General features: G+C 36.5%; 26 protein-coding genes. 12 read left to right on the top strand and 14 right to left on the bottom strand.

The window, feature by feature from the left end; translation table 11 throughout:
* Positions 1-175: 175 nt before the first annotated feature.
* Both L1994_RS08835 and L1994_RS08830 read right to left on the bottom strand, forming a co-directional pair.
* Positions 176-1,474, bottom strand: a complete 1,299-nt coding sequence (locus L1994_RS08835; RefSeq protein WP_278099081.1) for a transglutaminase-like domain-containing protein — start codon at positions 1,472-1,474, stop codon at positions 176-178.
* 452 nt (positions 1,475-1,926) lie between these two features.
* Complete coding sequence (locus L1994_RS08830) at positions 1,927-2,106, bottom strand: CxxC-x17-CxxC domain-containing protein (RefSeq protein ID WP_278100835.1); 180 nt, start codon at positions 2,104-2,106, stop codon at positions 1,927-1,929.
* A 291-nt stretch (positions 2,107-2,397) separates the two neighbouring features.
* Between L1994_RS08830 and L1994_RS08825 the strand changes: the two genes are divergently transcribed.
* Together L1994_RS08825 and L1994_RS08820 are read left to right on the top strand one after the other, a co-directional pair.
* Positions 2,398-2,652, top strand: coding sequence for a YwbE family protein (locus tag L1994_RS08825; protein WP_278099080.1), 255 nt, complete (start codon positions 2,398-2,400; stop codon positions 2,650-2,652).
* Positions 2,653-2,885: 233 nt separating this feature from the next.
* On the top strand, positions 2,886-3,818 hold the full coding sequence (locus tag L1994_RS08820) for a ribose 1,5-bisphosphate isomerase (protein ID WP_278099079.1): 933 nt from the start codon (positions 2,886-2,888) through the stop codon (positions 3,816-3,818).
* Positions 3,819-3,975: 157 nt separating this feature from the next.
* Here L1994_RS08820 and L1994_RS08815 read toward each other — a convergent pair whose 3' ends face one another.
* On the bottom strand, positions 3,976-5,619 hold the full coding sequence (locus L1994_RS08815; protein WP_278099078.1) for a hypothetical protein: 1,644 nt from the start codon (positions 5,617-5,619) through the stop codon (positions 3,976-3,978).
* Between the two features lie 399 nt (positions 5,620-6,018).
* Here L1994_RS08815 and L1994_RS08810 point away from each other — a divergent pair, with 399 nt between their 5' ends.
* The 4 genes from L1994_RS08810 to L1994_RS08795 all read left to right on the top strand — a co-directional run bounded on the left by L1994_RS08810 (position 6,019) and on the right by L1994_RS08795 (position 9,746).
* Positions 6,019-6,579, top strand: coding sequence for a LemA family protein (locus L1994_RS08810; RefSeq protein ID WP_278099077.1), 561 nt, complete (start codon positions 6,019-6,021; stop codon positions 6,577-6,579).
* Positions 6,580-6,723: 144 nt separating this feature from the next.
* Positions 6,724-8,562: a DUF2207 domain-containing protein gene (locus tag L1994_RS08805; protein ID WP_278099076.1), complete on the top strand. Its 1,839-nt coding sequence runs from the start codon at positions 6,724-6,726 to the stop codon at positions 8,560-8,562.
* 36 nt (positions 8,563-8,598) lie between these two features.
* Positions 8,599-9,273, top strand: coding sequence for a hypothetical protein (locus tag L1994_RS08800; protein ID WP_278099075.1), 675 nt, complete (start codon positions 8,599-8,601; stop codon positions 9,271-9,273).
* Positions 9,274-9,416: 143 nt separating this feature from the next.
* Positions 9,417-9,746 carry a type II toxin-antitoxin system PemK/MazF family toxin gene (locus L1994_RS08795; RefSeq protein WP_278099074.1) on the top strand — a complete coding sequence of 110 codons (330 nt, stop codon included), beginning with the start codon at positions 9,417-9,419 and terminating at the stop codon, positions 9,744-9,746.
* Between the two features lie 112 nt (positions 9,747-9,858).
* On the opposite strand, the gene L1994_RS08790 is transcribed toward L1994_RS08795, so the two are convergent.
* Positions 9,859-10,212 (bottom strand): hypothetical protein, encoded by a 354-nt coding sequence (locus L1994_RS08790; RefSeq protein WP_278099073.1) that lies wholly within the window; start codon positions 10,210-10,212, stop codon positions 9,859-9,861.
* Positions 10,213-10,413: 201 nt separating this feature from the next.
* On the opposite strand from L1994_RS08790, the gene L1994_RS08785 reads away from it, so the two are divergent.
* The gene (locus L1994_RS08785; RefSeq protein WP_278099072.1) at positions 10,414-11,535 is read left to right on the top strand and encodes an aminotransferase class I/II-fold pyridoxal phosphate-dependent enzyme; all 1,122 of its coding nucleotides are present in this window, start codon (positions 10,414-10,416) and stop codon (positions 11,533-11,535) included.
* Positions 11,536-11,617: 82 nt separating this feature from the next.
* On the opposite strand, the gene L1994_RS08780 is transcribed toward L1994_RS08785, so the two are convergent.
* Positions 11,618-12,259 carry a trimeric intracellular cation channel family protein gene (locus tag L1994_RS08780; RefSeq protein ID WP_278099071.1) on the bottom strand — a complete coding sequence of 214 codons (642 nt, stop codon included), beginning with the start codon at positions 12,257-12,259 and terminating at the stop codon, positions 11,618-11,620.
* Between the two features lie 210 nt (positions 12,260-12,469).
* Between L1994_RS08780 and L1994_RS08775 the strand changes: the two genes are divergently transcribed.
* Complete coding sequence (locus L1994_RS08775; RefSeq protein ID WP_278099070.1) at positions 12,470-12,808, top strand: DUF134 domain-containing protein; 339 nt, start codon at positions 12,470-12,472, stop codon at positions 12,806-12,808.
* Positions 12,809-12,946: 138 nt separating this feature from the next.
* Entirely contained in the window at positions 12,947-13,201 is a 255-nt protein-coding gene (locus L1994_RS08770; protein ID WP_278099069.1) for a DUF5320 domain-containing protein, read from the top strand.
* A gap of 158 nt (positions 13,202-13,359) precedes the next feature.
* Here the strand turns inward: L1994_RS08770 and L1994_RS08765 are convergent, their stop codons facing one another.
* On the bottom strand, positions 13,360-13,752 hold the full coding sequence (locus L1994_RS08765) for a hypothetical protein (RefSeq protein WP_278099068.1): 393 nt from the start codon (positions 13,750-13,752) through the stop codon (positions 13,360-13,362).
* Positions 13,753-14,050: 298 nt separating this feature from the next.
* Here L1994_RS08765 and eif1A point away from each other — a divergent pair, with 298 nt between their 5' ends.
* Positions 14,051-14,377 (top strand): translation initiation factor eIF-1A, encoded by a 327-nt coding sequence (gene eif1A, locus L1994_RS08760; protein ID WP_278100834.1) that lies wholly within the window; start codon positions 14,051-14,053, stop codon positions 14,375-14,377.
* 135 nt (positions 14,378-14,512) lie between these two features.
* Here eif1A and L1994_RS08755 read toward each other — a convergent pair whose 3' ends face one another.
* The 7 genes from L1994_RS08755 to L1994_RS08725 form a co-directional block, all read right to left on the bottom strand.
* Positions 14,513-15,334, bottom strand: coding sequence for a DUF7289 family protein (locus L1994_RS08755; RefSeq protein ID WP_278099067.1), 822 nt, complete (start codon positions 15,332-15,334; stop codon positions 14,513-14,515).
* Positions 15,334-15,792, bottom strand: a complete 459-nt coding sequence (locus L1994_RS08750) for a hypothetical protein (protein WP_278099066.1) — start codon at positions 15,790-15,792, stop codon at positions 15,334-15,336. The genes L1994_RS08755 and L1994_RS08750 overlap by 1 nt, the downstream gene beginning before the upstream one ends.
* Positions 15,758-16,153 (bottom strand): hypothetical protein, encoded by a 396-nt coding sequence (locus L1994_RS08745; RefSeq protein WP_278099065.1) that lies wholly within the window; start codon positions 16,151-16,153, stop codon positions 15,758-15,760. Before L1994_RS08745 ends, L1994_RS08750 begins: the two co-directional genes overlap by 35 nt.
* Positions 16,141-16,692 carry a DUF7288 family protein gene (locus L1994_RS08740; protein WP_278099064.1) on the bottom strand — a complete coding sequence of 184 codons (552 nt, stop codon included), beginning with the start codon at positions 16,690-16,692 and terminating at the stop codon, positions 16,141-16,143. Before L1994_RS08740 ends, L1994_RS08745 begins: the two co-directional genes overlap by 13 nt.
* Positions 16,686-17,771: a DUF7287 family protein gene (locus L1994_RS08735; RefSeq protein WP_278099063.1), complete on the bottom strand. Its 1,086-nt coding sequence runs from the start codon at positions 17,769-17,771 to the stop codon at positions 16,686-16,688. The genes L1994_RS08740 and L1994_RS08735 overlap by 7 nt, the downstream gene beginning before the upstream one ends.
* On the bottom strand, positions 17,768-18,427 hold the full coding sequence (locus L1994_RS08730; protein ID WP_278099062.1) for a hypothetical protein: 660 nt from the start codon (positions 18,425-18,427) through the stop codon (positions 17,768-17,770). Before L1994_RS08730 ends, L1994_RS08735 begins: the two co-directional genes overlap by 4 nt.
* A 216-nt stretch (positions 18,428-18,643) precedes the next feature.
* Positions 18,644-19,903 carry a DUF1015 domain-containing protein gene (locus L1994_RS08725; protein ID WP_278099061.1) on the bottom strand — a complete coding sequence of 420 codons (1,260 nt, stop codon included), beginning with the start codon at positions 19,901-19,903 and terminating at the stop codon, positions 18,644-18,646.
* 273 nt (positions 19,904-20,176) lie between these two features.
* On the opposite strand from L1994_RS08725, the gene rimI reads away from it, so the two are divergent.
* Positions 20,177-20,647, top strand: a complete 471-nt coding sequence (gene rimI / locus L1994_RS08720; RefSeq protein WP_278099060.1) for a ribosomal protein S18-alanine N-acetyltransferase — start codon at positions 20,177-20,179, stop codon at positions 20,645-20,647.
* Positions 20,648-21,532: 885 nt separating this feature from the next.
* Here the strand turns inward: rimI and hmgA are convergent.
* Positions 21,533-22,738: a hydroxymethylglutaryl-CoA reductase (NADPH) gene (gene hmgA / locus L1994_RS08715; RefSeq protein WP_278099059.1), complete on the bottom strand. Its 1,206-nt coding sequence runs from the start codon at positions 22,736-22,738 to the stop codon at positions 21,533-21,535.
* Between the two features lie 46 nt (positions 22,739-22,784).
* Here hmgA and L1994_RS08710 point away from each other — a divergent pair, with 46 nt between their 5' ends.
* Complete coding sequence (locus L1994_RS08710; RefSeq protein ID WP_278099058.1) at positions 22,785-23,699, top strand: class I SAM-dependent methyltransferase; 915 nt, start codon at positions 22,785-22,787, stop codon at positions 23,697-23,699.
* Positions 23,700-23,710 lie beyond the last annotated feature (11 nt).

The raw sequence follows: 23,710 nt of genomic DNA, 5'->3' as shown, positions 1-23,710 counted from the left end.
AAAGTCAAAAAAAGGCTAAAATACAAAATGAAATAAAAAAATGGTCCCAAAAGAATAAAATTAAAAAAGTTAAAATAAGGCTAAAATACAAAATGAAATAAAAAAAGTCTAAAAGTACAAAATTAAAAAGAAGAAAAAAGAAAAAATTTCATCAGGATTTTTTAATTTTTTATTTTTAATACTCTATTTCATTTACTTTGCTGTTGAATATTGTTCTTCTGACACCTTCAACATCATAAGGGTGCTCTGCAATATAGGTGTAGATTTCAACATTTTTCTGGTAAATTTTATAGTATTCCTGATAATCTTTTACTAATTTTGAATATCGGCTGAAATCAGCGTCATATTCTTCCTGGTAGATGTAGTGGCTATAAGGATCTTTTAACTTCTCTTCAAGTTCGGAAATTTCCATATACCAGTCCTGAAGCCTGTTTTCAAAAAATATGATTCTGTTTTTAATTTTCTTCATACTGTCAACGATATATGAAACATAATTGTAGTTTTTATAAGCAATCCCTGTGTCTGAAACCGGAATTACGATTGCTTTTTGTTCTTCATATTCATCAGGATACAATCCTATGTATGCCGGTGCTGTTGCCTCTATGAAGAGATATTTCCGGCCGTCATCAGCCTTAAACATCCTAAATCCTGTATCTCCCTGTGGAATAATTCTGATTCCGGAAACGGCATGACCCATGTCCGGAAAGAGAATTAATGCCGTATCATATCCACTGCTTTTTAAAAGTCCGATTAAGAGCAGGCTTTTTTCATCACAGTCTCCCATTTTATCAAACAATACCTCGACTGGAAACCGTGTGTTTTCTGCCATAAAGTCATAAGGAATCTGCTGGACAAAAGTAATGATATATTCAAGATATTCCTGTTCAGAAAGGCCGTTTGCAATTTTTATGTGCCTGAGCTTCTTTGTTATGTCATCGAAGAACTCATCGCTGTAATTTCCTTCAAAAAAAGATCTGTAGTAATTTATCTGGATTTCCTCAGGTTCTTTTGCTATATGTATCCCAAGACTTTTATCAGATGCCCTCGCGCCTGTAAGAAGCGACATGTTAATGTCGAAGTTAACAGTATAACTTGTTTTTTCAAATTTTGTTATGAATTCTCTTTTTGAGTAGTCCGGACCGTCATATGGTTTTAAAATTAGAACCGGATATATTGTAAAATCTATTGTATCTTTAATTAGTGATTCAGAATTTGATTCTGAGTTATATTTTTCTTTAATTGCATCAGATTCAGAACTATCTTTATTGTCTTCAAAATTTGTATTTTCTTTTGAAACGCCCTGCACCGATTCATTCAAAAGAGTAGTATTTAGATTATTTATTGGGTAATCATAATTAGTTGAATATACCAGATTATCTGAGCTTTGGTCTTTTTCAGTGCATCCTGAGATTACTTCCATGAAAATTAAGATTGCGAATGCAAAAACAAGATATATACTTTTTTTCTTTAACATCCCCTTAAAGCCCCTTTGTTATGTGTCTGTTTTAATCAGAGTCTGATTAAATTTAGATGATAATCTCACTATTTAATGCCTTTGTTATATGTCCTTACAAAAAAAAACCTATAGGTAGTTGCTCTATATGAATCTAAAAACCGCAATGGATGCAAAAACCTCCATGAATACAGAAAATTCTATGAACACAGGAATATTTTTAGTTATACTACAAAAAAAATACAAAAAATTTCCAAAAAAAATAGAAAAATCACAATGAATGTAAAGATCTGCTCTAAAATGATACGAAAATTCGTAATAAATCAGAAAAATAATCCGTAATAAATCAGAAAAATAATCCGTAATAAATCAGAAAAATAATCCGTAATAAATCAGAAAAATAATCTGCAAGAATATAGGGAAAAAACCGTAAGAATATACGAAAAATAAAAAAAAATTAGAATTAATTAAAATTAAAACCTTGGTTTCCTGTATTTGGGCAGGCAGTCCCTGCAGTATACTGGTCTTCCTTCTGTAGGTTTAAATGGAACTTCGCACTCGTTTCCGCAATCTGAGCATATAGCTTTATGCATTTCTCTTGGTTCACGGGGGCCAAAACTTCTGTGCTGGCCTCCAAAATTTCTGTCGCTCATTGTTTTTTTTCCAACAGAATAATCTGTTACTGTTAGTTTGTCATTATAGTAGATATAATTCTGCATTGTAGTACTGGAAAAAAAGAATCTGAAACAAAAGTTTATGCATGTTGTACTTTTGATTATACCTTTAATTTTCAATTTGATTTGTTTTATAAATTTATTATGAATATTGAAATCCCAAAAAGACTGCTCAATTATATCTGAATATAAATTCAATAAAGTGGTGCAAAAAAGGTTTAAGGAAGAAAAAGCACTTTCCTTATAAAAACTTGTGGATATACGTATAATATGACAGATAATACAAAAGAAAACACCTTCAAAAACAATTCATCTGCTGACAAAAACCCCTGCATAAGGAAGAATATAAAACCGGGAATCAGTGTTCAGATTGTCCTGAAAAAAGATCAGATCTCTGGAAAACTGACATCAGGGGTTGTAAAAGAGATTCTTACAAACTCAGCCTCACATCCGCATGGAATAAAAGTCAGGCTTTTGGACGGAAATGTTGGGAGAGTAAAAAAAATTGAACAGACAATTTCATAAAAAACGTCCAAGAAATTATATTTCATGCACCGGTTTCATGTAAGTTACAGAGTAACTTTCATTTAAAACGCACATGATGAGCTTTTTTCATCACACAAAAACTGATGATAAGTCTATTAGGGATTTTAGACTTTCATAACAAACTGACAAGACAATTTTATAAATTACGCATAAATACAGATGTCTGGTTGAAGATAATTTAAATAGGCCATTTTTCTATATTGAATAATAATATGACACTGGCTGATACTGAAAAAAAAATAAAGAGCATGGAGATTCGCGGGGCGGGAAGAATTGCACGAACCGCCGCAAATGCTCTAAAAGAACATTCAGAGACGATTAAGTCAAAAGATTTGAAAGTCTTTGTAGAAGAGATGAATGCTGCGGCAGAAATCCTTCTAAAAACACGCCCCACTGCAGTTTCGCTTCCAAACGCAATCAATATCGTAATGAAAGGAGTCAGGGAGGCCAAAACTTACGAGGATGCATGGCATGCAGTTCATGAAAGTGCAGACAAATTTGTCAAAGAATCAGATCTTGCTGTAAAAAAGATTGCAGAGATTGGTGCGGCAAGAATCAAAGACGGCGATGTAGTACTCACTCACTGCAATTCTGAGGCTGCACTTGCCTGTATTATCGAAGCGCACAGGCAGGGCAAAAAGTTTGAGGTTTTCGCAACTGAGGTCAGACCAAGAAACCAGGGTCACATAACAATAAAAACCCTGTCTGATGCCGGAATAAAAACAAATTTCATAGTGGACTCCGCGGCACGCTTTTTTATGAAAAAAGTCAGTCTTGTTATTGTCGGTTCAGATGCAGTAACAGTAAACGGTGCGGTTGTAAACAAAATAGGAACATCCCAGATTGCACTTTGTGCTCATGAGTCAAGAACACCTTTCATCGTTGCCGCTGAAACATACAAGTTTGCGCCAAAGACTCTCACAGGAGAACTTATAGAAATTGAAGAGAGGGATACCTCAGAAGTCCTTGATGAAAAAATGGCAAAAGAACTTTCAAATGTGAATATCAGAAATCCGGCTTTTGATTTCACACCATCTGATTATGTCGATTTAATAATCACAGAAAAGGGTGCAATCCCGCCTGAGATGGCATATGTAATAATAAGGGATTATCTTGGATGGAATATTGAGGACTTTGACCGCTGATAAACAATAAAACCAAACAATAAAACCAAACAATAAAACCAAACAATAAAACCAAACAATAAAACCAAACAATAAAACCAAACAATAAAACCATAAAATAAAAGAACAAAGAAGCAACCATAAAAATAAAAAAACAGAAAAAATCATTTTTTTCTTTTTAGGCCGCTTCAATCTCCCTGAATTTGAATATTATTCTCCAGTCCTGCTGTTCTCTTAGAGTAACCTCGTTCATCTCTTCAAGAAGAATTCTTAACTGATTCATATCCGACGCTTTCATAACCTCGTTTTTGATTGATTCAATGTGTTCGGCGATATGTGTATAGCGTTCTGAATTTCTCAGAAATTCTCTTTGAATCCGAATTGATGCTATCGCCGCCGCAAATGCCGGCAGAGTAATTGTAAGTGCCGCAAGCAGAATTGAGAATAAAGCGTATCCTTCCCATCCGTAACCTATCTCAGCGGCGTGAATAGTTGCAAGAATGAGCGTCATAATGAATAAAATCTCGCCTGAAAATGAGAGTCTTTTGTAATTTTTTTCGGCATTTTTACTCTCACGTTTATAAAAATCAAGTCTCTTATCAATCCATGCAGACAGAAAAAAGGACTTTAATGAGCCAAAAGGATTATCAATCCTGCAAGATTTCAGTGGTGTCTCTTTAACAATCGATTCAAATCCCATAACCATCCAGTCATTCGGGCGGTGAGCAAGGCTCATATGCGGTGGAGTATCAGGCTTTTTGCAGTTGATGCAGGCAACATAGAGGAAAAATGCCGCTCTTATTCTCTCTGTAAAAAAGTTATAATCAATCCATCTTCTGTGATAACCTCCGTATCTGGACCCTGCCATAAGAATCAGAATAAGGGCTATCTCCAAAACCTCAAGCCATACAAGTTCCGGCATGTGATAGAAAAAAAGCGTCTGAATTGTAATTGTAAATACTGCAAGTGCAGCAAGAAATGAAACAAGCATCCCTGCGACTGCATAAAGCCTCATATATTTTTTTGAAAGCATCTTTGAGCGGGTGAAATGCGGAATCATCGATTCATAAAGCTTTTTTACAGTATCTTCCGGAAGTCCCGATTTTTTACATTCATTCTGAAGAAATAAGATGTTTTTTCCAGCCTGTCTCTCATAATTCTTTCTGGAAAGTTTCTCACTGTTGTACTGGTTTAAATATCGGTAAGACTTAAAAATCAAGTCTTCTTTCTCCAGTTCATATAACTGAGGTTTTTCAGGGTTTATCTGAGCAATAGTAGTGCCAAAATGTTTGGCAAGAGAAAAAATGCCCCCTTCTGGAAATTTTGATGAATCAACTGTCCAGTCTCCGGCCAGAAAAACAATATTGCTTTTCTCGGTAATCATGTGATATATTGGATCATATTTCCAGTCTTTCTTACATGTATCATAGTATATGACACTATAGCGTATTCGACTGTCTAAGAAAACTTCATCCTTTGATTTTTCATATGCTTCTGGTTTAAAGCCGGATTCATCTTTATTTTGGCATTCATCCTCGTTTGGCATCTTAGCAAGAATTACTTCAATTGGGCTTTTTCTGTCAGGTTTTCGTGTAAGAATTAAATCTTCTACAATCTGATGCGCTTTTGTCTTTTTGAATGGCAGAATGAAATTGTAGGTTGCAGGAGTATTGTCAAGTTCGTATTCAAGCTTTTCAAGAAGGTTTCTGAGAGCGTCGTTTACTGTCTTTTTGTCATAATCTTCTCCTTTTACAACAATTCCTATGTTAATCTCTGCCGGCAGTGATTTTGGAAAAGGATGAAGATAGTCCTCTTTTGACACAGGTGTGGTAGAAACCGGAGTAGTAATTTGCTTTTTTTTCCCTGACAGTGGAATATTTTTTAATTTTACATGAAAGTTACTTCGTAACTTACATGAAACCGGTGCATGAAAAAAATTATCATGGACGTTTTTATAAAAACTGTATTTCAAAGAAGATACTCCCTCTTAATTCTTTTATCATCCAACAATGAAAATAAATCTATCGTCACAAAATCATAAAATTTGCATGTTTTCATCTTTTGTTTTTCATAATTTCAATTTCTTATCTTTTGAATAGTGGTAAGAATATCATCAGTCCTTTTTAAATGTCAGAGAATCAATAAGTGCTAACATAAAAATAATTGGTAAAATTAGAAGTAGAGATAAATTAAAAATTTGATAATTTAAAAGTGATAATCTATGATTGGATATATAATCGCAGGAATAATAGTTGTTGTAGTAATAGTCCTTATACTTTGGTTTGTAGGGATTTACAACAAATATTTCAGTCTTAAAAACTCTTCAGAGGCAACACTCGGGCAGATAAAAGTTGCAATGAAGAAACGTCTTGATATGATAGAACAGCTGTTAGGATCTGTTAAAAGCTATGCCGGATTTGAAAAGGAGACACTTGAGTCAGTAACTAAGATGAGGGCCAGTGTCGGCACCGCAGGTGTTGGCGACTTAAATTCGATTCAGGCGGAATCTGCTTCTGTTTTAGGCAGGCTCTTTGCGGTGATGGAGAATTATCCGGATCTTAAGACTTCAGAGACTGTAAAAACACTTATGACTTCTGTAAAGGATTTGGAGGATGAAATTGCACGTCAGCGCTACACATTCAACAATATCTCACAGCAGTACAATACAATGCTTCAGACGATTCCGTCAAACATCATCGGAAATATGCTTCATATGACTAAACTTGATTACCTTGAGTTTGAGGATGAAAATCTTGATAAAGCTCCAAAAATTTCATTCTGATGCCCGGAGACTTTCATGATGTTTAGATTTGATTTGCTATAAAAACGTTCATGAAATTATATTTCATGCATGTTTTTAGTTAAAGTCAAAACAACATTCCGGTTTGAGAATTATAGAGATTAAAAGAGAGATCAGGGTATTTAAATGGAAGAGAAATATTTAGTTGGAGTGATTTTTGCTGTCACTCTTTTTTTAGGTCTTGCGGTAGTCTCTATCGCAGGCTTAATAGCATATGATGATGCTTCAGATTACAGCGGCAGTCTCTCTGCTGAATCATATGAGGCTGTCTGGTATGACAATGGCACACTTACTGAGCGGTATGTGTATGATGTGGACAGATTTGATGAATACAGAATGCTCTACCGCGTCTGGGGAGCATCTTTATATTCTGCAGACCAGTCACAGGATATTGCAAAAACGCCTCATATCGAACTTGTTGATATGAAAGTACCTGAAGGTACTGCAGGCTATATTAAGAGCAAAAGTGGTGATGTTTTCCTTTTTGGAGGAGATAATTTTGATAAATCTGAAATAACTTCCTTTGTTCACGAAAATGCCTATCCAAGTGAAGCCGGAATTGTAAATAAAGATTATTTCAGTTCTGGTCTGTATGAGGTGGAATTTACATACAATTTCTATCCTCCAATAGAATATGACAATGAGGCATCCCACATCAGCATTATGTTTGCATCCAGCCATATTCCGTACAGGAATGTAAAAATAACACTTGTATCCGACAAAATCACAGATGTTTTCATGCATCCGCCGGGCTATGAGGTTAAAACAGAAGATGGCAGGGTAGTAATCACCGGAGACTCCTCAGAAGATGAAATAATTGAGGCAGAGCTGCTTTTAACATCCAGTGCCGCAGAAAAAATTTCAGGATATCCGTCTTTTGTTGAAGGTGTAAGGGAAAAGACTCTTTCTGCAAACCGGGGATATGAGTCGGGATTTTCTATTGCAAATGCTGTTTCTGATGCAGGAAAAATTCTTGTTTTATTAGTTCCCTTCCTGCTTGTCGGGCTGTACTGGGCTGTTGGCAGAGAAAAAAAATACACTGTTCCAAAGTACTTAAGCACAATTCCGAATAACAAGCTTAAACCCTGGCAGGTAAATCTGCTTTTCAAGGGTGACGCCTTTGATTCTGATGAGAATGGATTTTATGCAACGCTTCTTTTACTTCACAAAGAAAAAAAGATTAAAATATCTGAGAAGGAGGACAATAAAGGAGTCCTTATAGAAATTCTTGACGGCGAAACCGATGATAAATACGAACAGAAGGTCTTAAGTTTTATCTCTGCAAATTCCGGTGATGATGGTGTTTTGGATACAGGATACTTTGAAGAAGTATCAAAGCGTGCATCAAAATCGATTGCAGATGAAAAAATTGCAAGTGCACTTAAGGAAAATCTGAATTATGTTATGTCATCATTGGATGAATCATTATCTTCGCGCTATGCAGAGGACGGACGTGGCTGGCTTTTAATATTCTATTGTGCAGGTGCAGTTCTTATTGCAATAGCGGTAATTTTCCTGTTTCTCTATCCTGATGCCTCCTCTATATTATTCATAGCGATGCTTATGGGTGGGACAGTCATAATTCAGGCATTGGTTGCAACCCTTTTTCCCTCTACTGTTTTTGGGCACTGGAAAGAGGACTATTATAAAGAAAAGCTTGAATGGAACTCATTTAAGCGGTTTGTATCTGATTTAAGTCAGATAAAAAAATACGGGACAGAAGATCTTAATATGTGGGGCGAGTGGCTGATATATGCAACCGCTCTTGGCGCAGGAGACAAGGTTGAGGCCGCAATGAAAGATATGAATGTGAATATCTCTGATGCAGGATACTTCTTCCCACACTATATCTGGTTTGTTGGATTTCATTCAATAAGCACATTTACCCCGCCGTCACAGGGAGGTGCCGGTGGAGGATTTGGAGCAGGGGGCGGTTTTGGAGGCGGCGGTGCCGGCGGAAGGTAAATACCTTTTTACATACTATCCCTTTTAGAGTTTAAAATGAATGAAAAATCAAAGGATGATTTGGAAAACGAAAAAAAAACCGAAGGAAAAAGAAAGCGTCTTCCCCCTCTCCTCTCTGATATTGTTTATATTGCTTTGCTATCTGATCCCAAATCCGGAAAAGACAGTAATTTTGAAGTTTTGGCTATAAGTATGTCTGATTATTCAATAATCAAACTGAAGTATTCAAGAAAGACAAAGTTAAGTCCCGGAATGATTATTGATCTTCGTGATTTCGGGGAGATGGGACATTATTCAATCGATGACAATGTGAATCCAAAATTTCTAGATAAAAGAGTCCTTGGATATGCCGGGCAGGCACTTTATTCTGCTGGTGGTAATAATCCGATAGGACTTTTTAAGGCGCAGACGATGTCTGAAAAAGGAATAGAAAATCTGCTATCTCTTTTGAATATGGCGGATGCAAAAAAGCTTGAAAAGTTTTCAGACGAACTAAAAAGATCATCTTTTAAAGGCCCTGTTATGCACAGGGATATATTCGGACATTTCATACGTGCTTTTCCTGCAAGAGAAAATCCGCCCGATATCAGGCAACAGGAAGCGCTGATAAATATCTGCGGAAATAATGTGGATGTTATTTTAGAGCTGATAGAAGGATATCTGGATTATGTAAAAGAAAAGTCTGATGATGAAGCGTTAGGAATGAAATAAAGATAATTCTAAAATTTAAAATCTTAAATTACAACTTCTTATCTTTCACTTCATTTATACTATATTTTCAAAAATATCTGCATATAATGGTTTCAAACGGCAATTTATATGGCACATAAAAAACTGATATCAAGAGAGTAAAAATGCCGCAGTATTTTCCGGGGGATGTTGTACTGGCCGTTTTGAGACTTGGAAACAGCAATGAGTCAAAGGTAAGGCCGGCAATTGTTATCGAAAACAAAGATGCCGGCTATGTGATACTTTGTCCTGTTACAAGTAAAATGCCGGAGGATAATACATTTGTTTCACTGGTACTTGATGACTTTGAAAAAGGTGGTCTGAGTATTTTTGATGAAAGCTATATTCTTTTATCAGAAAATTTTAAAATCCGAAACAGTGAAATTATCGGAAAAAAAGGACAGCTTACAAAAGAAAAAATTCTTTCTCTTAGAACGGCTGTGAATAGACACTGAATATTGAATAAACAATTTGGATTAGTATTTCGAATTAAAATTACGAATTAAAACAAAGATTTATACTCAAAATAGAATTTTTGAATTAATTTTTCAGATCCTTTCTGAAGATTCAGTCCGGATCAGGGATGTACATAGAATTCGTATTGCCTTCAAGTTCTTCAATAAGCTCTTCTGCGTAATTGATCCCGTTTCTGTTCAGACGCCATTTCATGCCTGACATTGTGGATTCATCAATGATGTTGTTCTTTTCAATCAGCTCTTCAATTGCAAGCATAATCTCGTTTTTTGATGTAGAGCATTTTCTTTCTATATCCTGTCTGGTGACACTTTTTTTGCCTTTATCGCCCAGAATATAAAGAGCCATAAATATTCTGTCCAGCCTTTTTTTCTCAGGCAGGACATCTTTTTTCCCATACTGCCTGTCGTAATTTTCAAAGGCAGATTTAATCGTTCGAATTGCCACTATATCACCTATAATGGGAGAATTAACCAATGCAAGGTATATACAATCACATTATTTTTCTTTTAAAGCTAATATTGTTTTTGAGAGGCTGTATGAAAAAAAGGTTCTTGTTGATATTTTTGCCATGCAGGGGAATGCAGGCGCATTTTTAACTGTTTTTTGCACAATTATTTTGCAGAATAGAGATAATTATTCTAATATATGAAAATTGATACTTTTCGCCTTGAACGATACCTTGGAAAATATGAGTTTAAGGCTCCAAATATTTTGTGCACATCCGATTGCCAGTCGTTAACTGCCGGAGAACTTTTAGAAATATGCGGAGAGTCAGAGGACTCTTATAAAAACGTCTGGCTTGGATATACAGAGACCAAAGGTTCACCAAATCTTAGAAAAGCAATATCTGCCCTTTACACTTCAGTAAAACCTGATGAAATTCTGACATTTTCAGGAGCAGAGGAGGGCATATTCATCTTCATGAACGCCGCATTAAATCCTGATGATCACATAATCGTTTTGTATCCTGCATATCAGTCGCTTCATGAGATTGCAAAAGCCGCAGGATGCAGTGTATCTTTTTGGGAGATGGATGAGAAGAATGACTGGAAACCTGATTTGAATGAACTAAAAAAACTCATTCAAAAAAACACCTCTGCAATCATCTTAAACAGTCCTCATAATCCAACAGGATTCAACTTCTCAAAAGAAGATTTTTCTGAGATTGTAAAAATCGCGTCTGATAATTCTCTTTATCTTTTTTCTGATGAGGTTTACAGAGAACTTGAATATCAAAAATCTGACAGGCTTACAGCGGCGGCAGACTGCTATTCAAAAGGTGTATCGCTTGGTGTTATGTCAAAGGCTTATGGTCTTGCCGGTATCAGAATCGGATGGATTGCATCAAAAGACTCTGCACTTATGCAGAAATTATCAAAACTCAAGGATTATATATCAATATGTCAGAGTGCACCCTCTGAATATCTGGCTGAAATTGCGCTTTTGAATCGTGAGAAGCTACTGGCTAAAAATCTAAAAATAATTTCAGATAATTTAGAACTTCTTGATTCTTTCTTTGAGAGATACAATAATATTTTTGAATGGGTCAGGCCAAATTGCGGCCCGATTGGATATGCCAGAATAAAATCCGAAAAGGATGCAGAGTCATTTTGTATTGATGCAGTAGAAAAAGCAGGTATACTTTTACTTCCCTCAACAGTTTTTTCCGATGACAACACTCATTTCAGGATTGGATTTGGGCGATACGATATGAAAAAGTCACTTTTAAAGTTTGAAGAATTCCTAAAAGACAGATATAATTTATAATAAACAGGTTCATGAAATTATATTTCATACAACCTTTCATGTAAGTTATAAAGTAGATTTGATCCAAAATGCCCGTATATTCTCACTGACTTTCTTTTCCGGCAAACAAAAGCCATTTAGGGTATGTAAGATTCCATCTGATAGCCGCAACTCTGATGATTAATACAACTGCAATTGCAGATATGGTATTAAAAACCCCTGCATCAGGGAACAAATAAAGCATAAGGACATAGAGTATTCCGCCCGCAAGAATAGGGGTTGCATAAAGCTCCTGCTTTAAGACAAGGTTTGGCCTGTCGGTTAAAATATCACGCATAATACCCCCGAATATTCCTGTGATTATTCCCATAATGATTGCTATTGCCGGACTAAATCCAAGAGCAAGTGTCTTGTCAATCGCCTGGACGTTAAAGAGTGCAACTCCCAGTGCATCAAGGTGCAGAAGAGGTTTGTATGTTTTCCAGAAGTAATCCTCGAGGAAAAAAGCTGCAATTGCGGCTATGACTGCAATCCAGAGGATATGTAAATTCTCCAGCCAGAATACCGGTGCATCAAGGATTATGTCACGCAAAGTTCCGCCACCAAGAGCTGTTACAAGAGCAATTACTACAATTCCAAAGAGATCCATTCCTCTTTTTGCACCTGCAAGGACTCCTGTGATTGCAAAAACGGCAATTCCTATTATACCGATGAAGTAGTCGGGCGGAAAGGTGGTTTCTATCATGGGATTCAGCTAAAAATTCTTTAGATATGAATCAGTTTTTTAACAGCATAAAATAAACGCAATAAATGAATGCAGGATTAAAAGCCGGATAGTATATTGAGATTATTGAATATTTTTATTGCACTCTCCGATAAATTATTTAGATGAAGGCAATATCAATAAATGAAGAAAAATTTCAGAATTAAAGAAATTTAAGATAAGAGTGATCGAATGACTGATGATGAAATGCACGGGGCAGGCAGATGCCGAAGGGGAAGAGGAAGGCCGCGTATGAAAAGACAGGGCGGTTTTTCATTTGAAATGAGAAGTTTTGCCCCATGCAGCGGGGTATCTGATATAGATCCAGTATATCTTTTGCAGGAAGAGATGGAGGCAGTAAGGCTTGTTGATCTTTTAGACAATGACCAGGAGTCTGCCGCAGAAATAATGGGAGTTTCAAGAAGAACTCTTTGGAGAGATCTTCATAGTGCACGAAAAAAAATAGCAGATGCGCTTGTAAATGGTAAAATAATTTATATTTCTACCGATGATGACGAAAAAGAGGCCTGAAGTAAAATCAGATTTTTTTGCCTTTTTCAATAGTTTAATATTACTCATATGCGCAATATTGTATGAGGGCAGGTCAATGAATAATGGATAAAAAAAATCCGTATTCTAATTATTTTTTGCCTGCCGGAGATGATAAAAATGCCAGGATATGATCGTACAGGCCCGCAGGGCCTTGGAAGAATGACCGGACGAAAGTTTGGTCCGTGTGCAAATGAAAATCTGAACAAGACTGATACAGCAACCGGAACAGAAGAGGGTGCTGTAGCACCGGGAATTGAGAACAATCCTCCAGGTGAGGTAATCTATGGCCTCGGCCGTGGCGGAGTTCCGCGCGGATGTGGCCGTGGATTCGGTGGCGGAAGAAGAGGCAGAGGAAATCCCCGCAGATGGTAAAATATATTTCATGAACCAGATAATTTCATGAAACATAATATTATGCGCCGTTTCAATGCAAATTCTAGAAACCTCCTCAAAACCCTTTGAAAATAACCCTTTGAAAAAGGTGTTTATATAAGCACTGGCAGAAGCACCTTGTTTTTGCTATAAGGCTTTCAAAAACCCTGAAAAGCCCTGTTTAGTGCAAAAGAACTCAAATTAAATTTTTTGAATTCAATTAATTTTTTTTGATTCAACCTGTTATCGCCAATTGCTTCAAGTACTCTGTAAAGGGTTCTTTCACTAAATGATTCCAGATCTAATATTTCAAGAACTTCGTCCCTGTTAATCCATTCATGAGCTTTTTTAATACTGAAGTTCTCACTCAGCTTGTAGCTAACAAGTGCTTTGACTAATTTATTGATGTCAATTCCATTGCGCTTATGTTTTCCAATAATATCAGAGAAATTCAGGATGTTGTATAATCTATCAACTGCTGATATGGTACCAATAGGAAAGGATATATTTTCATTCGGCACAATTTCATAGGTTCTTAGTTTTGTCTGCATTTTTGTCGATTCAAACTTAACTAAGAACACACTTATTATTTTGCACTGGCAAAGTCAGGTATCAGTATAATTTGTCTGTTTTTAAAAATTTTCACATGAAATTCACATGATGCCGTCTGGCATCATACACAAAAATATAATAACAAATCCTGAGAACTCTTCCTGGATTTTAGACTTTCATGATAAAGGAATTGAAAAAACTAATAATTAAATCGAAAAATAAAAATTATGACGAAAATAAATATATCTCAATAAGAATTGATATATTTCATTAACACTAATATGTATACAATTGGAGTTGGAATATCTGGCAGATTATAAGAAAAAAACCGGACCCGGTAATGGTGAGGACGTAATTGTACGTGTGCGTCTTCCTAATAAGAGAAATCATGAACAGTTTGCAACCGCAGATTTAATGCTTGGTGCAAACCACATCCGGGTAAGGTGCATTGACGGCATAACCCGTGTAGGACGTATTAAAGGGAAAATCAAAAAGCGTGTCTGGATTCGCGAAGGCGACATTTTAATTGTTGTTCCGTGGGATTTCCAGGACGAAAAGTGTGATATCATTTACAGGTACACTAAGCCTCAGGTTGAGTGGCTTAGGAAAAACAATTATCTCTGATATTTACCATACTCTATTTTTTATTAGAAAAATTGAATTGACTGTATAACTGACTTTTATTGTAATACTGAATAGAAACACTGAATTGAAAAAAAGGATTTAAAACTGAATTTTAAAAGAAGTTCTTTAAAAACTTCAGAGATCTTCAATTTTTATTGTGTACTCTTTTATCACAATCCTTGAAACACCGGAAAATTTGTATTCGTTGACAGTAGCAGTCTTTTCAAATTTTCTGTTTCCTGAAAAAGAATCTCCCGTGAGGTAATTTTTCCATGCAGTGCTTAGATCATTATCCGTGTCCGGCGTATATGTAAGTGTTACATCCTGGGTAGGATGACCTAGTGCTACATAGTTTATATCAACAGTTTGTGGCGCATTAAGCATGCTCATCTGAATATTGCCTATGTTTGAGAGATAATAATCTTTGTCTGCAGATATTTTTGTTAAGAGAATGACCAGAGTTTGTGTAGAATCATCAAAATACCATCTGGGTCTGGCAATCATTGAAGAACCTGGCTGAAATTTTTCACGCGATAATAATGCTCCGTTTTCAATTGTGTATACTGCTGTCCCTTCTTTTGATGTGAAACGGATTTCGCCGGGTTTTAGCGATTTGCTTTCAGTTGCGCTCAAACCTGCATTAGGATAACTCAATATGAATTCATCTGTTGATTTTGTGGAGTCTTTAGCATCCAAAGTTCCGCCTGCAACTCTTACTGCGATATCCCTGTATGGAACATTGCTGTATGTTAAGAGCTTCATTTCATTCTGCAAAGAGATCATGGTCTGCTCCATCGTCCTCTCATCAGAATTTATCTGCGATTGTAAAAGAACCGGATATGCATAAAGTGTAACCATTGCAATTCCTGTCAGAACAATTGAAAACATAATAATAAATCCAATCGCCTCTGAAACTCCTGACTCTTCGTTATCTGAAAGACTTTTGTATTTTTTCATCATACACCTCCGGAATTATAAGTAATCCGGTTGATGCCGGACCCGGATGTATTTCCTGTGACTCCTCTTGTAGCACCTATCCCTCCGATTGCGATTCTGCTTTTAATGTTTCCGTCAGATACAATAATTGTCTGCGATGCACCTGTCAGATATGGATCCATTTTAATCATATACTCCTTTTCTGCAACATCATCCGGCAAATCAAACTCTGTTGTAATTGAGCCGGTCTGTGGTGCAATAACATAAATATCTACAATCCTTGCGCTGACTCCGTTTCCAATATCCACAAAAGAATGGTATTTGAGAGTGTCTGCCGGCCCTTCAATTAAGACAGCGTTTGTGACAATCATCACAATTACAAGCATTACCAGAAGAACTGCTGTTATGTTTATATATTCAATTATTGTGCTTACAGCCTCATCATTAGTTCTTTTCAGCGAGAAGGTATTCTTCGTCATATGATGTCACCCCGTTATTGTAATGAATTTCAATTCTGGTGTAGTTATAAAAACCATCTCTAAATGTCGTATTTTGCGGGATTGAAGAACTTAAAACCGCATTTTCACGTTCCATAGCAAGAACAGAGATTGTTTTTTGCTTTCTTTCTTTTAGGAATTGCGGATCGGATGATGCCGCAATATCTATTATTTCAGATCTTATATCCATAATCTCTGATTTTGGAAATTCAAGAACTCCTTCTGATGTGGTCTGCCCGACAAGTACAGACTGGTTTAGAATAATTGCAAGGAAAAAAATCCCGGTGCTTATTATAAATCCCATAAGAACAATCCACTGGGCGTCATCGTTTAATCTCTCCATATCAAAACCTCTAGTCTTACAATCGTATCACTGCTCATCCATTCTGTACCAACATATCTCCCACAGCGAATTGCAGGACTCCTTCCCGGATTGTCTCCTTCCTTTTCACCGTATTCATTCTCACTTTCCGCAAAAGGTATTTGTGTCAGAGAATCACCGTCCATATAATAGATTGTTGAGTTGAATTTTAATGAATCAACCAAAAAAGCTGATCCTGTATTCATGGAAAGATAATTTTCAAACTGTGTTTTAAACTCTGATTCGGCCTGCTGATTTTTAACAGAACCCATGCCGGGACTTGCGTTTTGAATAATTGATGCAAGGGGAACTACGCCGTTATATGTGTCTTTTGTATCCATCATCAAAAGGGCATCATTTCCAAGCTGTTTTAACTGCATGTCTGAGATATGGACATCTCCGGGAGTAAGAATCATCCCTGAACCAAGAACTATGTATGCCGATACAAGCATAATTATTGCCGCAGTCAGACCTTCGATTGTAAAAAGCTGTCCTGAGTCTGAAAGCTTTTTTATTACCATATACAGACCTCCATTACAGCGTCGGTAAGGTAAGGATCTGTTATATGCGGAGAATTGTAGCTGTAGAGAATTTCTCCCTCAATAGGATAATTGCTGGAGTTTGTCTCAAATTCATATGAAAAATTGAACTGAAGTGCAAGCGTTGATGTAATTTCTGATGAAAACATAAGAGTTGGCATAAGCTCAAATTCGATCTCTGATTTATCACTCATGTCAACCGGCGGAGAAGGTGTCATATTGTACTGCACGCCATCGATTGTGAAAAAATAAGTTTTATTGTCAATTGTTTCGTATGGCATAGAGATTTCAACGCCGTCTTTTACGAATCTGACTTTATCAAGAGTTACATATTTCACATCTGTAGAGTTGAGACTTTGACTGAAGTCAGTAATTTTAAACATTAAGGGTTCGTTTTTTGGATCGATTCTGTATGCCGGTGATATGGTTTTGTCAAAGAGTTCACTGTATTTCATTGTAAATGAAATTCCACAGTCATAATTATGTGGTTGTTCAACAGAGGGCAGATTTACCCCGGTTTTGTTTAAATCACCGCCTGATAAATCAGCACTGCTGTAGTGCTTGACTTTTACCAGTCGTTTCATATATCCATATTCGCTTTTTGGGACAGGTTCTCCAGTATAAAGGGCAGGTTTTGAAACTTCTTTTAATGAGATGTTAAAAGAATATGGGATATCGCCAAAAATTGCCATGTCCCTGTAATCCTGCATTGAAAATTTGAAATCATCAGTTTGTCTGGAATCAAAAATATTGAAAAATTTTCTTATTTTTTCTGTAGAGAGTATGTTTGGCGTATCTGATGATACAGAGAGGCCAAGCCTTTGGATTTCATCTTTGTGTGCTTCATCAAAAAGTTCCCATGAAGGACTTACAGGCGAGCCTGGATCTTCTGCCAAAATGACCGATGTTCTGTATGCAACGGCATTATAGTCAACACCTGAACTGTGAACGCCGATTAAGAGACCCGGCATCATATTTATGACAAATATAAGGGCAACCAGAAATATCGTAAATCCTGCGAGAAAATCGACTGAGAGTATTGCTGAGTCGTCTGTTTTCATGGATTTTCAATCACTTCTCCTGAATATGAACCAAATACAACTCCTCTTATATCCTCCGAATTTTCAGGTGTAATATAATATCTGCCATTTCTCAGAACGATTGTAACTGTGTTTGTCTCAGACTTTTCAAAAAGAGGCTGTATTTTTTCCTTGTTTTTTGCGATTATCTCTGAAGGCGTAATTAGTCTTTCAAAATATATCTCTTCGTCAGGTAAAAATCCGGGCCAGTTTGCCTCTCTCCACCAGCTTTTCTCCTGATAAATCAGTGATTCATTATTCCCGTACCTGATTCCATAGATCCAGGTGTCGGCTTTTCCTTCACTATTTATTCCAATTCCCTTTATCTGAAAAACTCTGACAGGTAAATTTCCGTTATTCAGATAATATATGGTATCCTGACTTTGGTTTTTTTCAGTGTCTGCAGAGAGCTTAAAGTAATCGTATGTATCTTCAAAAGAAACACTGTCTTCCTGCGCGGAGGAACTGCTTTTAAATCCAGCATCGCCTAATAAGTTTTCTTTTGACTGGCCATTTAATTGCATTCCTGCGCCATTTTCTTCAACACATGCTCCTGTAAGGCAAAAGACTAAGATAAGAGCAGAGATGATGAATATTTTTTTCAGAGGAATTTTTTTAATCGGGTTATTCACTTTCAAATCACTTTCCGTAAAACTGCAGTATATCAACTTTGGAATCAGTGGATATTTTGGAATCAGGAGTTAATATTTGAATAATATCTGATGAATTAATTATAACTGTTGCTAATTTGAAATGAAAGTAAAAAATATCTCTTAAAGAGACATTTTAAAGAATTTTATTCAAACATTGATTAAAAAAATAGAGATTATTTTTTGCAGGTTTTTATTTCCGGTTTAGTCCAGAGTATGAATTGTAAGTCCTGAGAGGACTTTAGGCTCAAACCATGTTGATTTAGGAGGCATAATTTCTCCGATATCTGCAATCTTTAAGACAGTTTCGACCTTTACCGGTTGCATGGAAAAAGCGACTGCAAACGAACCGCTGTCAACGCGGATTTTTAAGTCTGAAAGAGGTCTTGAGCCTCCGAGATACTGAAGACGCTCATCCCCTCTGGGGTCATTTATTCCAAGCAAATCCTCCATAACGGTCTTTTGAAGAACAGATACATCAAGAGATGCTATTACATCTTCTGGATTTTTTACCGGCGCTGAAAGCTCATACCATTTTTTGCCCATGTACATGTGGAATACATGCACCGGCTCTTTTGGCTCTTTTAAAGGCGGAATACGAAATACTGTCTCGTCAATTTCACCATATGGTTTTATTGTATAGGTTTTGGAAAGTGCTTCTAAGAATGCTTCCTGTGAATACTCTCCGATATCTGTTACGAGGCGGGAGTATCCGTGAATTTTAACCCTGTTTTCTGCGAAGATTACAGCCATGAATCTTTCTGACTCGTCAGTGCTTCTTTTTTCCCCGCGCCTTTTTTGTGCGACATTGACTGATGATTTTGCGCGGTGATGACCGTCTGCGATGTATAAGGCATCGACTTTGTCAAACATTGATATGATTTTTGCGATTACCTTTTCATCAGAAATCCTGAAAATTTCATGAACTACGCCTGTATCTGTTTTTGAAACTCCATCAGGAGAGTTCTCCTGAATTAAGGATTCAACATAATGAAAAATTCCGTCATGGTCGCGGTAGAGTAAAACGACAAGACCTGTGTTTGCATTTGTTGTATCTATGTGGGTTGTTCTGTCCTCTTCTTTGTCATATCGGGTTAGTTCGTGGCGTTTTATTTTGTTTTCCTCATAGTCTTTTACAGAGACGTTTGCAACAAATCCTGTATAGATATTTTCGCCGTTTTTTACTCTGTAAACATAAATTCCGGGCTCATCATCTTTTATTAACTGCCCGGATTGTATCATGTTCTCTAAATTTTTCCTGGCTGTTTCATAGACAATTGGATCTTTTGGTGAAACGCCGGGCATTGTTGCCTCTGAACGTATAACTTTCATGAAGCTCAAAGGATTTTTTTCTATGCATTCTCGTGCTTCTTCTGTGCTTACAACATCGTATGGGACTGATGCAGTATCGCCTGCTTTGTCTGCCTCTGGCCTAATTGCCGGAAAACTGAAGATTTTTACCATAGTATTATGCCTTCTTTTATGAATGATTGCTGTAATTATTTGTCCTTGAATATAATATGAGTATCCGAAAACAAAATTTCAGATCCAATGATAATGAAAGTTCAGGTGTACTTTTGTAAATGTTCTTTTTGGTTCTATGAATATCATATCTGATTTTCATAAAACCTGTTGCATTAAAATTAGTTTCTTAATTTTTTTTAAAAAATTCAGGTATTTTCCGATATATTCAACTAAAAAAAAGACAGATATTTTAGTATTATTTTCAGGGGTCAGATGATAGACGGGGATATTGTAATAAGGCGTGCTAAAAAAGCGGATGTCTGTGAGATTGCAGTAATTGAAAACCAGGTCTTTAAAGATCCATGGGGTGAATCCGGTTTTGTTGATGCACTTTTTTATTATCCGGGTACATTTTTTGTTGCAGAAAAAAACGGGCATATTGTAGGTTTTGTCACCGCCGGAATTGAGGATACAGGCAGTTGTGTTTACGGTCATATCATGAATCTTGCAGTAATTCCTGAATGCAGAAACAGCGGTATTGGTGCAAAATTACTTCAGAGAATTGAATATGAGTGCCTTGTAATGGGTGTTGATGGTGTTTCGCTTGAAGTAAGGGTGTCTAATATTGATGCCCAGAACTTTTATTTAAACAGAAATTATTCACAGGTATTTGTCATAGGAAATTACTACAAAGACGGTGAAGATGCAATTTTGATGATGAAGTGGTTTGAGCAGGATGACTGAACAATAATAATAATAATAATAATAATAATAATGATGATAATATTGATTATAAATATAGTAATAATCTGAATAAAAGTAACAAGAATCAATAATCAGAATAAAATGATTGGAAAAGAAAATTAGATGAACAGATAATTGAGATATTAGAAAAATTTAGGAAAAAGGGAAAAAAATCCGGAAAACAGTTTCGTGGAAAATTTCATCCGAATCCAAAATATTTTACTGGTCTTCTTCTGGATTTATTCTTTTTTTACAGTTTCAGAAATCTTTTTTAATCTTTTATCCGCCGGTAATTGCAGATTACTCCTGTTTGATTTATCTATTTACCATGAAAATCACTTTGTGATTTACATGAAACTGTTGCATGAAACCTTAGTTTCATTAACGTTTTTTAGAAATTCACTCCTGTTTAACTTTAACTGCCGGTCTAAAATGTGACAGATTGGAGAAGTTTCATGAAACATCTGTCTCATGAACATCCTTTATGAAAAATTTGTGTGAAAGATTAGTATCATGTGCTTATTTTTAGGTAATCGGATTTGGTGATTATTCCGGACAATCGGACTTTTAATCTCTGGTGTTCTGTTTTCTGGTTATACAAACATGCATTATCTGTGCGATTTTGTTTTTGACTCGCCCAGTAATACAATTTTAATATTATGTATTATTAAATATATACTTTTTGAATTTGTGTATGTAAAATTGCAAGTTAAAAAAGCTATGAAAAAACAAAGATGGATAAAAAAATTCTATATTTTCAATAAAAAAATTTAACAAAAGATTAGATAAAAATTAAAGAAAAATTAACCTGACATAGAAAAAACCAGATTAATTTTGCATATTTTTTAGTGTTTTTGGAAGAGTTGGAAGAAATTTTTGATGTAATTACCTGCCAAGCGTTTTATGAGCTCTTGCAAGGTGTCCTGCACCGAGTGCTCCTATTAAAGAAAGTTCTCCTGCCAAAACGGCTGATGCTATTATTTCAGCCAGTTTTCTTGAATTGTTCCCGGAAACCTCACCTCCGCCCGAACATCCAAGAAGTGACAAACATTCTCTCTGGGTATCAAGGCCTGTTCCTCCGCCGACTGTTCCTACCTGTAAAGACGGAAGGGTGACTGATACATAAACACCCTTTTCCATCTGATCAACGGTTGTTATTGTATTTGAACCTTCAACAACATGGGCCGGATCCTGACCGCATGCAAGGAAAATTGCCGCAATGACATTTGCCGCGTGTGCATTGAAACCAAGTGCTCCTGCACGGGCAGATCCCACAAGATTTTTACGGTTGTTAACCTCCATTAATGTCTTCGCATCGGTTTTAAAGACCTCTTTTATCATGTCGTCTGAGAGAAAAACACCTGCCGAGACTGTCTTTCCCCTTCCAAGAATAAGGTTAATTGCCGCCGGTTTTTTATCAGTGCACATATTCCCGGAAAGAGCAACTAAAACAGCGCCTGTCTCCTCACAAATTTTCTCTGAAATCTTCTCTGATGCAATTGTCACCATATTCATTCCCATTGCATCTCCGGTGAAAAATTCAATTCTTACATATACATTTGTTCCTGTCAAAAAACAGGTAATTCCTGTGAGTTTTCCATGCGATGTTGTGGATTGTGCGATCTCTTTTAAGGTTTCTGTGTTTGCATCAATCCATTTTATGATATTGCCTGCATGAATCACATCTCTTGCAGAAAAAACAGGGGCTCTTGTCATTCCGTCACGCTGGATTCTGACATCAGCGCCGCCTGCTTTTGTTATTGCCTTGCAACCCCTGTTTATTGATGCAATTAGTGCCCCTTCTGTAGTTGCAAGCGGAATATAATACTCACTATCTGCATATTCTCCGTTAACTTTCAGTTTTCCGGCAATCCCAAGAGGTATCTGGACAGTACCAATCATATTCTCACAGTTTTTTCGTGCCGCACGCTCAATATCAATAGTAAATCCTGAAACCTTCTCAAATTTGCATCCTGTCTCTTCTTCTATAAACGCTCTTCTTACAGAAACTGCCTCTTCAACCGGCATTTCGTTTTCAAGGGCGTGAATTTTGATTGTGCCGTCCTTTAGCTTTCCGATATAATCTTCCATGGTGTTTAGTTATTTGTTCTATAAGATACAATATTATGGCGGTTGAATGTCTGAAAAGCAGTGGGGAATTAAGGTAATCAAATCAGAAGGTGAGGCAACCCGCCGGAGGCTGATAAATTCAGGTCTTTTTGACAGCAGGCTAAAACCCCATTCAGAAGGGGATTTTTTGGTGTTTCCGGTTAAAAACGAAGATAAATCAGATGGAGAATTTTTCTTTGAAAAAAGAACTGAAAAAAGAGAGCCTGCACGCCATGAATTAATTGGCGGAATTGCAGTGATGCAGGAGGATAATCCATCAGAAGCTTATTATCTGCTTAATTCCCGTCCTGTAATTCACACTGTTATTTATCCTGAAACGCCGGTATCCGGTGAATATCGAACAAAGGACTTTAAAGTTCTTGCTGGAAAAAATACCACAAAGACAAATTATGTTGAGTACAATAACCGGTTTGTAATTGATTTATCTGTTGCTTACTTTTCTGCCAGGCTTGCAAACGAACGTCAAAGAATTGTCGGGCTTATGAAAGAGAAAGAACGGGTTCTTGATATGTTTGCAGGTGTTGGTCCGTTTCCAATAATTCTCTCTGATAAAGCGTCTGTAATATATGCCGGCGACATAAATCCCGGAGCAGTTTGTCTGATGCGGGAAAATATTGCTCTAAACCGGAAAAAAAACATAATTCCTATGCTTGCAGATGCACTGTCGCTTGGAAAAATCCTGAAATCTCATTCCTTTGACAGAATTATAATGAACCTGCCGATGACATCATCTGAATTTCTGGATGTCGCATTTTTGCTCTGCAAAAAGGGCGGAACAATTCATTACTATACTCTCCAGTCAGAAGAAGGTGAGATGCTGGATATTCTTCGAAAGTACACATCCGGTAAGATTTCAGAGAGAATTGTCCGGTCATATTCTCCTCATCAGCACCATGCTGTATATGACATCTGCTGTGAATAGTTATCATTAAT

The organism is Methanomicrobium antiquum, assembly GCF_029633915.1.
GTDB lineage: Archaea > Halobacteriota > Methanomicrobia > Methanomicrobiales > Methanomicrobiaceae > Methanomicrobium > Methanomicrobium antiquum.
The sequence above is the reverse complement of the archived record's forward strand: the minus strand, read 5'-3'. Positions and strand labels throughout refer to the sequence as shown.

Excerpts from the sequence above, each read along its gene's own strand:
- L1994_RS08835 (WP_278099081.1), bottom strand. The coding sequence starts at position 1,474 with ATGTTAAAGAAAAAAAGTATATATCTTGTTTTTGCATTCGCAATCTTA.
- L1994_RS08830 (WP_278100835.1), bottom strand. The coding sequence starts at position 2,106 with ATGAGCGACAGAAATTTTGGAGGCCAGCACAGAAGTTTTGGCCCCCGT.
- L1994_RS08825 (WP_278099080.1), top strand. The coding sequence starts at position 2,398 with ATGACAGATAATACAAAAGAAAACACCTTCAAAAACAATTCATCTGCT.
- L1994_RS08820 (WP_278099079.1), top strand. The coding sequence starts at position 2,886 with ATGACACTGGCTGATACTGAAAAAAAAATAAAGAGCATGGAGATTCGC.
- L1994_RS08810 (WP_278099077.1), top strand. The coding sequence starts at position 6,019 with ATGATTGGATATATAATCGCAGGAATAATAGTTGTTGTAGTAATAGTC.
- L1994_RS08805 (WP_278099076.1), top strand. The coding sequence starts at position 6,724 with ATGGAAGAGAAATATTTAGTTGGAGTGATTTTTGCTGTCACTCTTTTT.
- L1994_RS08800 (WP_278099075.1), top strand. The coding sequence starts at position 8,599 with ATGAATGAAAAATCAAAGGATGATTTGGAAAACGAAAAAAAAACCGAA.
- L1994_RS08795 (WP_278099074.1), top strand. The coding sequence starts at position 9,417 with ATGCCGCAGTATTTTCCGGGGGATGTTGTACTGGCCGTTTTGAGACTT.
- L1994_RS08785 (WP_278099072.1), top strand. The coding sequence starts at position 10,414 with ATGAAAATTGATACTTTTCGCCTTGAACGATACCTTGGAAAATATGAG.
- L1994_RS08780 (WP_278099071.1), bottom strand. The coding sequence starts at position 12,259 with ATGATAGAAACCACCTTTCCGCCCGACTACTTCATCGGTATAATAGGA.
- L1994_RS08775 (WP_278099070.1), top strand. The coding sequence starts at position 12,470 with ATGACTGATGATGAAATGCACGGGGCAGGCAGATGCCGAAGGGGAAGA.
- L1994_RS08770 (WP_278099069.1), top strand. The coding sequence starts at position 12,947 with ATGCCAGGATATGATCGTACAGGCCCGCAGGGCCTTGGAAGAATGACC.
- L1994_RS08765 (WP_278099068.1), bottom strand. The coding sequence starts at position 13,752 with ATGCAGACAAAACTAAGAACCTATGAAATTGTGCCGAATGAAAATATA.
- L1994_RS08755 (WP_278099067.1), bottom strand. The coding sequence starts at position 15,334 with ATGAAAAAATACAAAAGTCTTTCAGATAACGAAGAGTCAGGAGTTTCA.
- L1994_RS08750 (WP_278099066.1), bottom strand. The coding sequence starts at position 15,792 with ATGACGAAGAATACCTTCTCGCTGAAAAGAACTAATGATGAGGCTGTA.
- L1994_RS08745 (WP_278099065.1), bottom strand. The coding sequence starts at position 16,153 with ATGGAGAGATTAAACGATGACGCCCAGTGGATTGTTCTTATGGGATTT.
- L1994_RS08740 (WP_278099064.1), bottom strand. The coding sequence starts at position 16,692 with ATGGTAATAAAAAAGCTTTCAGACTCAGGACAGCTTTTTACAATCGAA.
- L1994_RS08735 (WP_278099063.1), bottom strand. The coding sequence starts at position 17,771 with ATGAAAACAGACGACTCAGCAATACTCTCAGTCGATTTTCTCGCAGGA.
- L1994_RS08725 (WP_278099061.1), bottom strand. The coding sequence starts at position 19,903 with ATGGTAAAAATCTTCAGTTTTCCGGCAATTAGGCCAGAGGCAGACAAA.
- rimI (WP_278099060.1), top strand. The coding sequence starts at position 20,177 with ATGATAGACGGGGATATTGTAATAAGGCGTGCTAAAAAAGCGGATGTC.
- hmgA (WP_278099059.1), bottom strand. The coding sequence starts at position 22,738 with ATGGAAGATTATATCGGAAAGCTAAAGGACGGCACAATCAAAATTCAC.
- L1994_RS08710 (WP_278099058.1), top strand. The coding sequence starts at position 22,785 with ATGTCTGAAAAGCAGTGGGGAATTAAGGTAATCAAATCAGAAGGTGAG.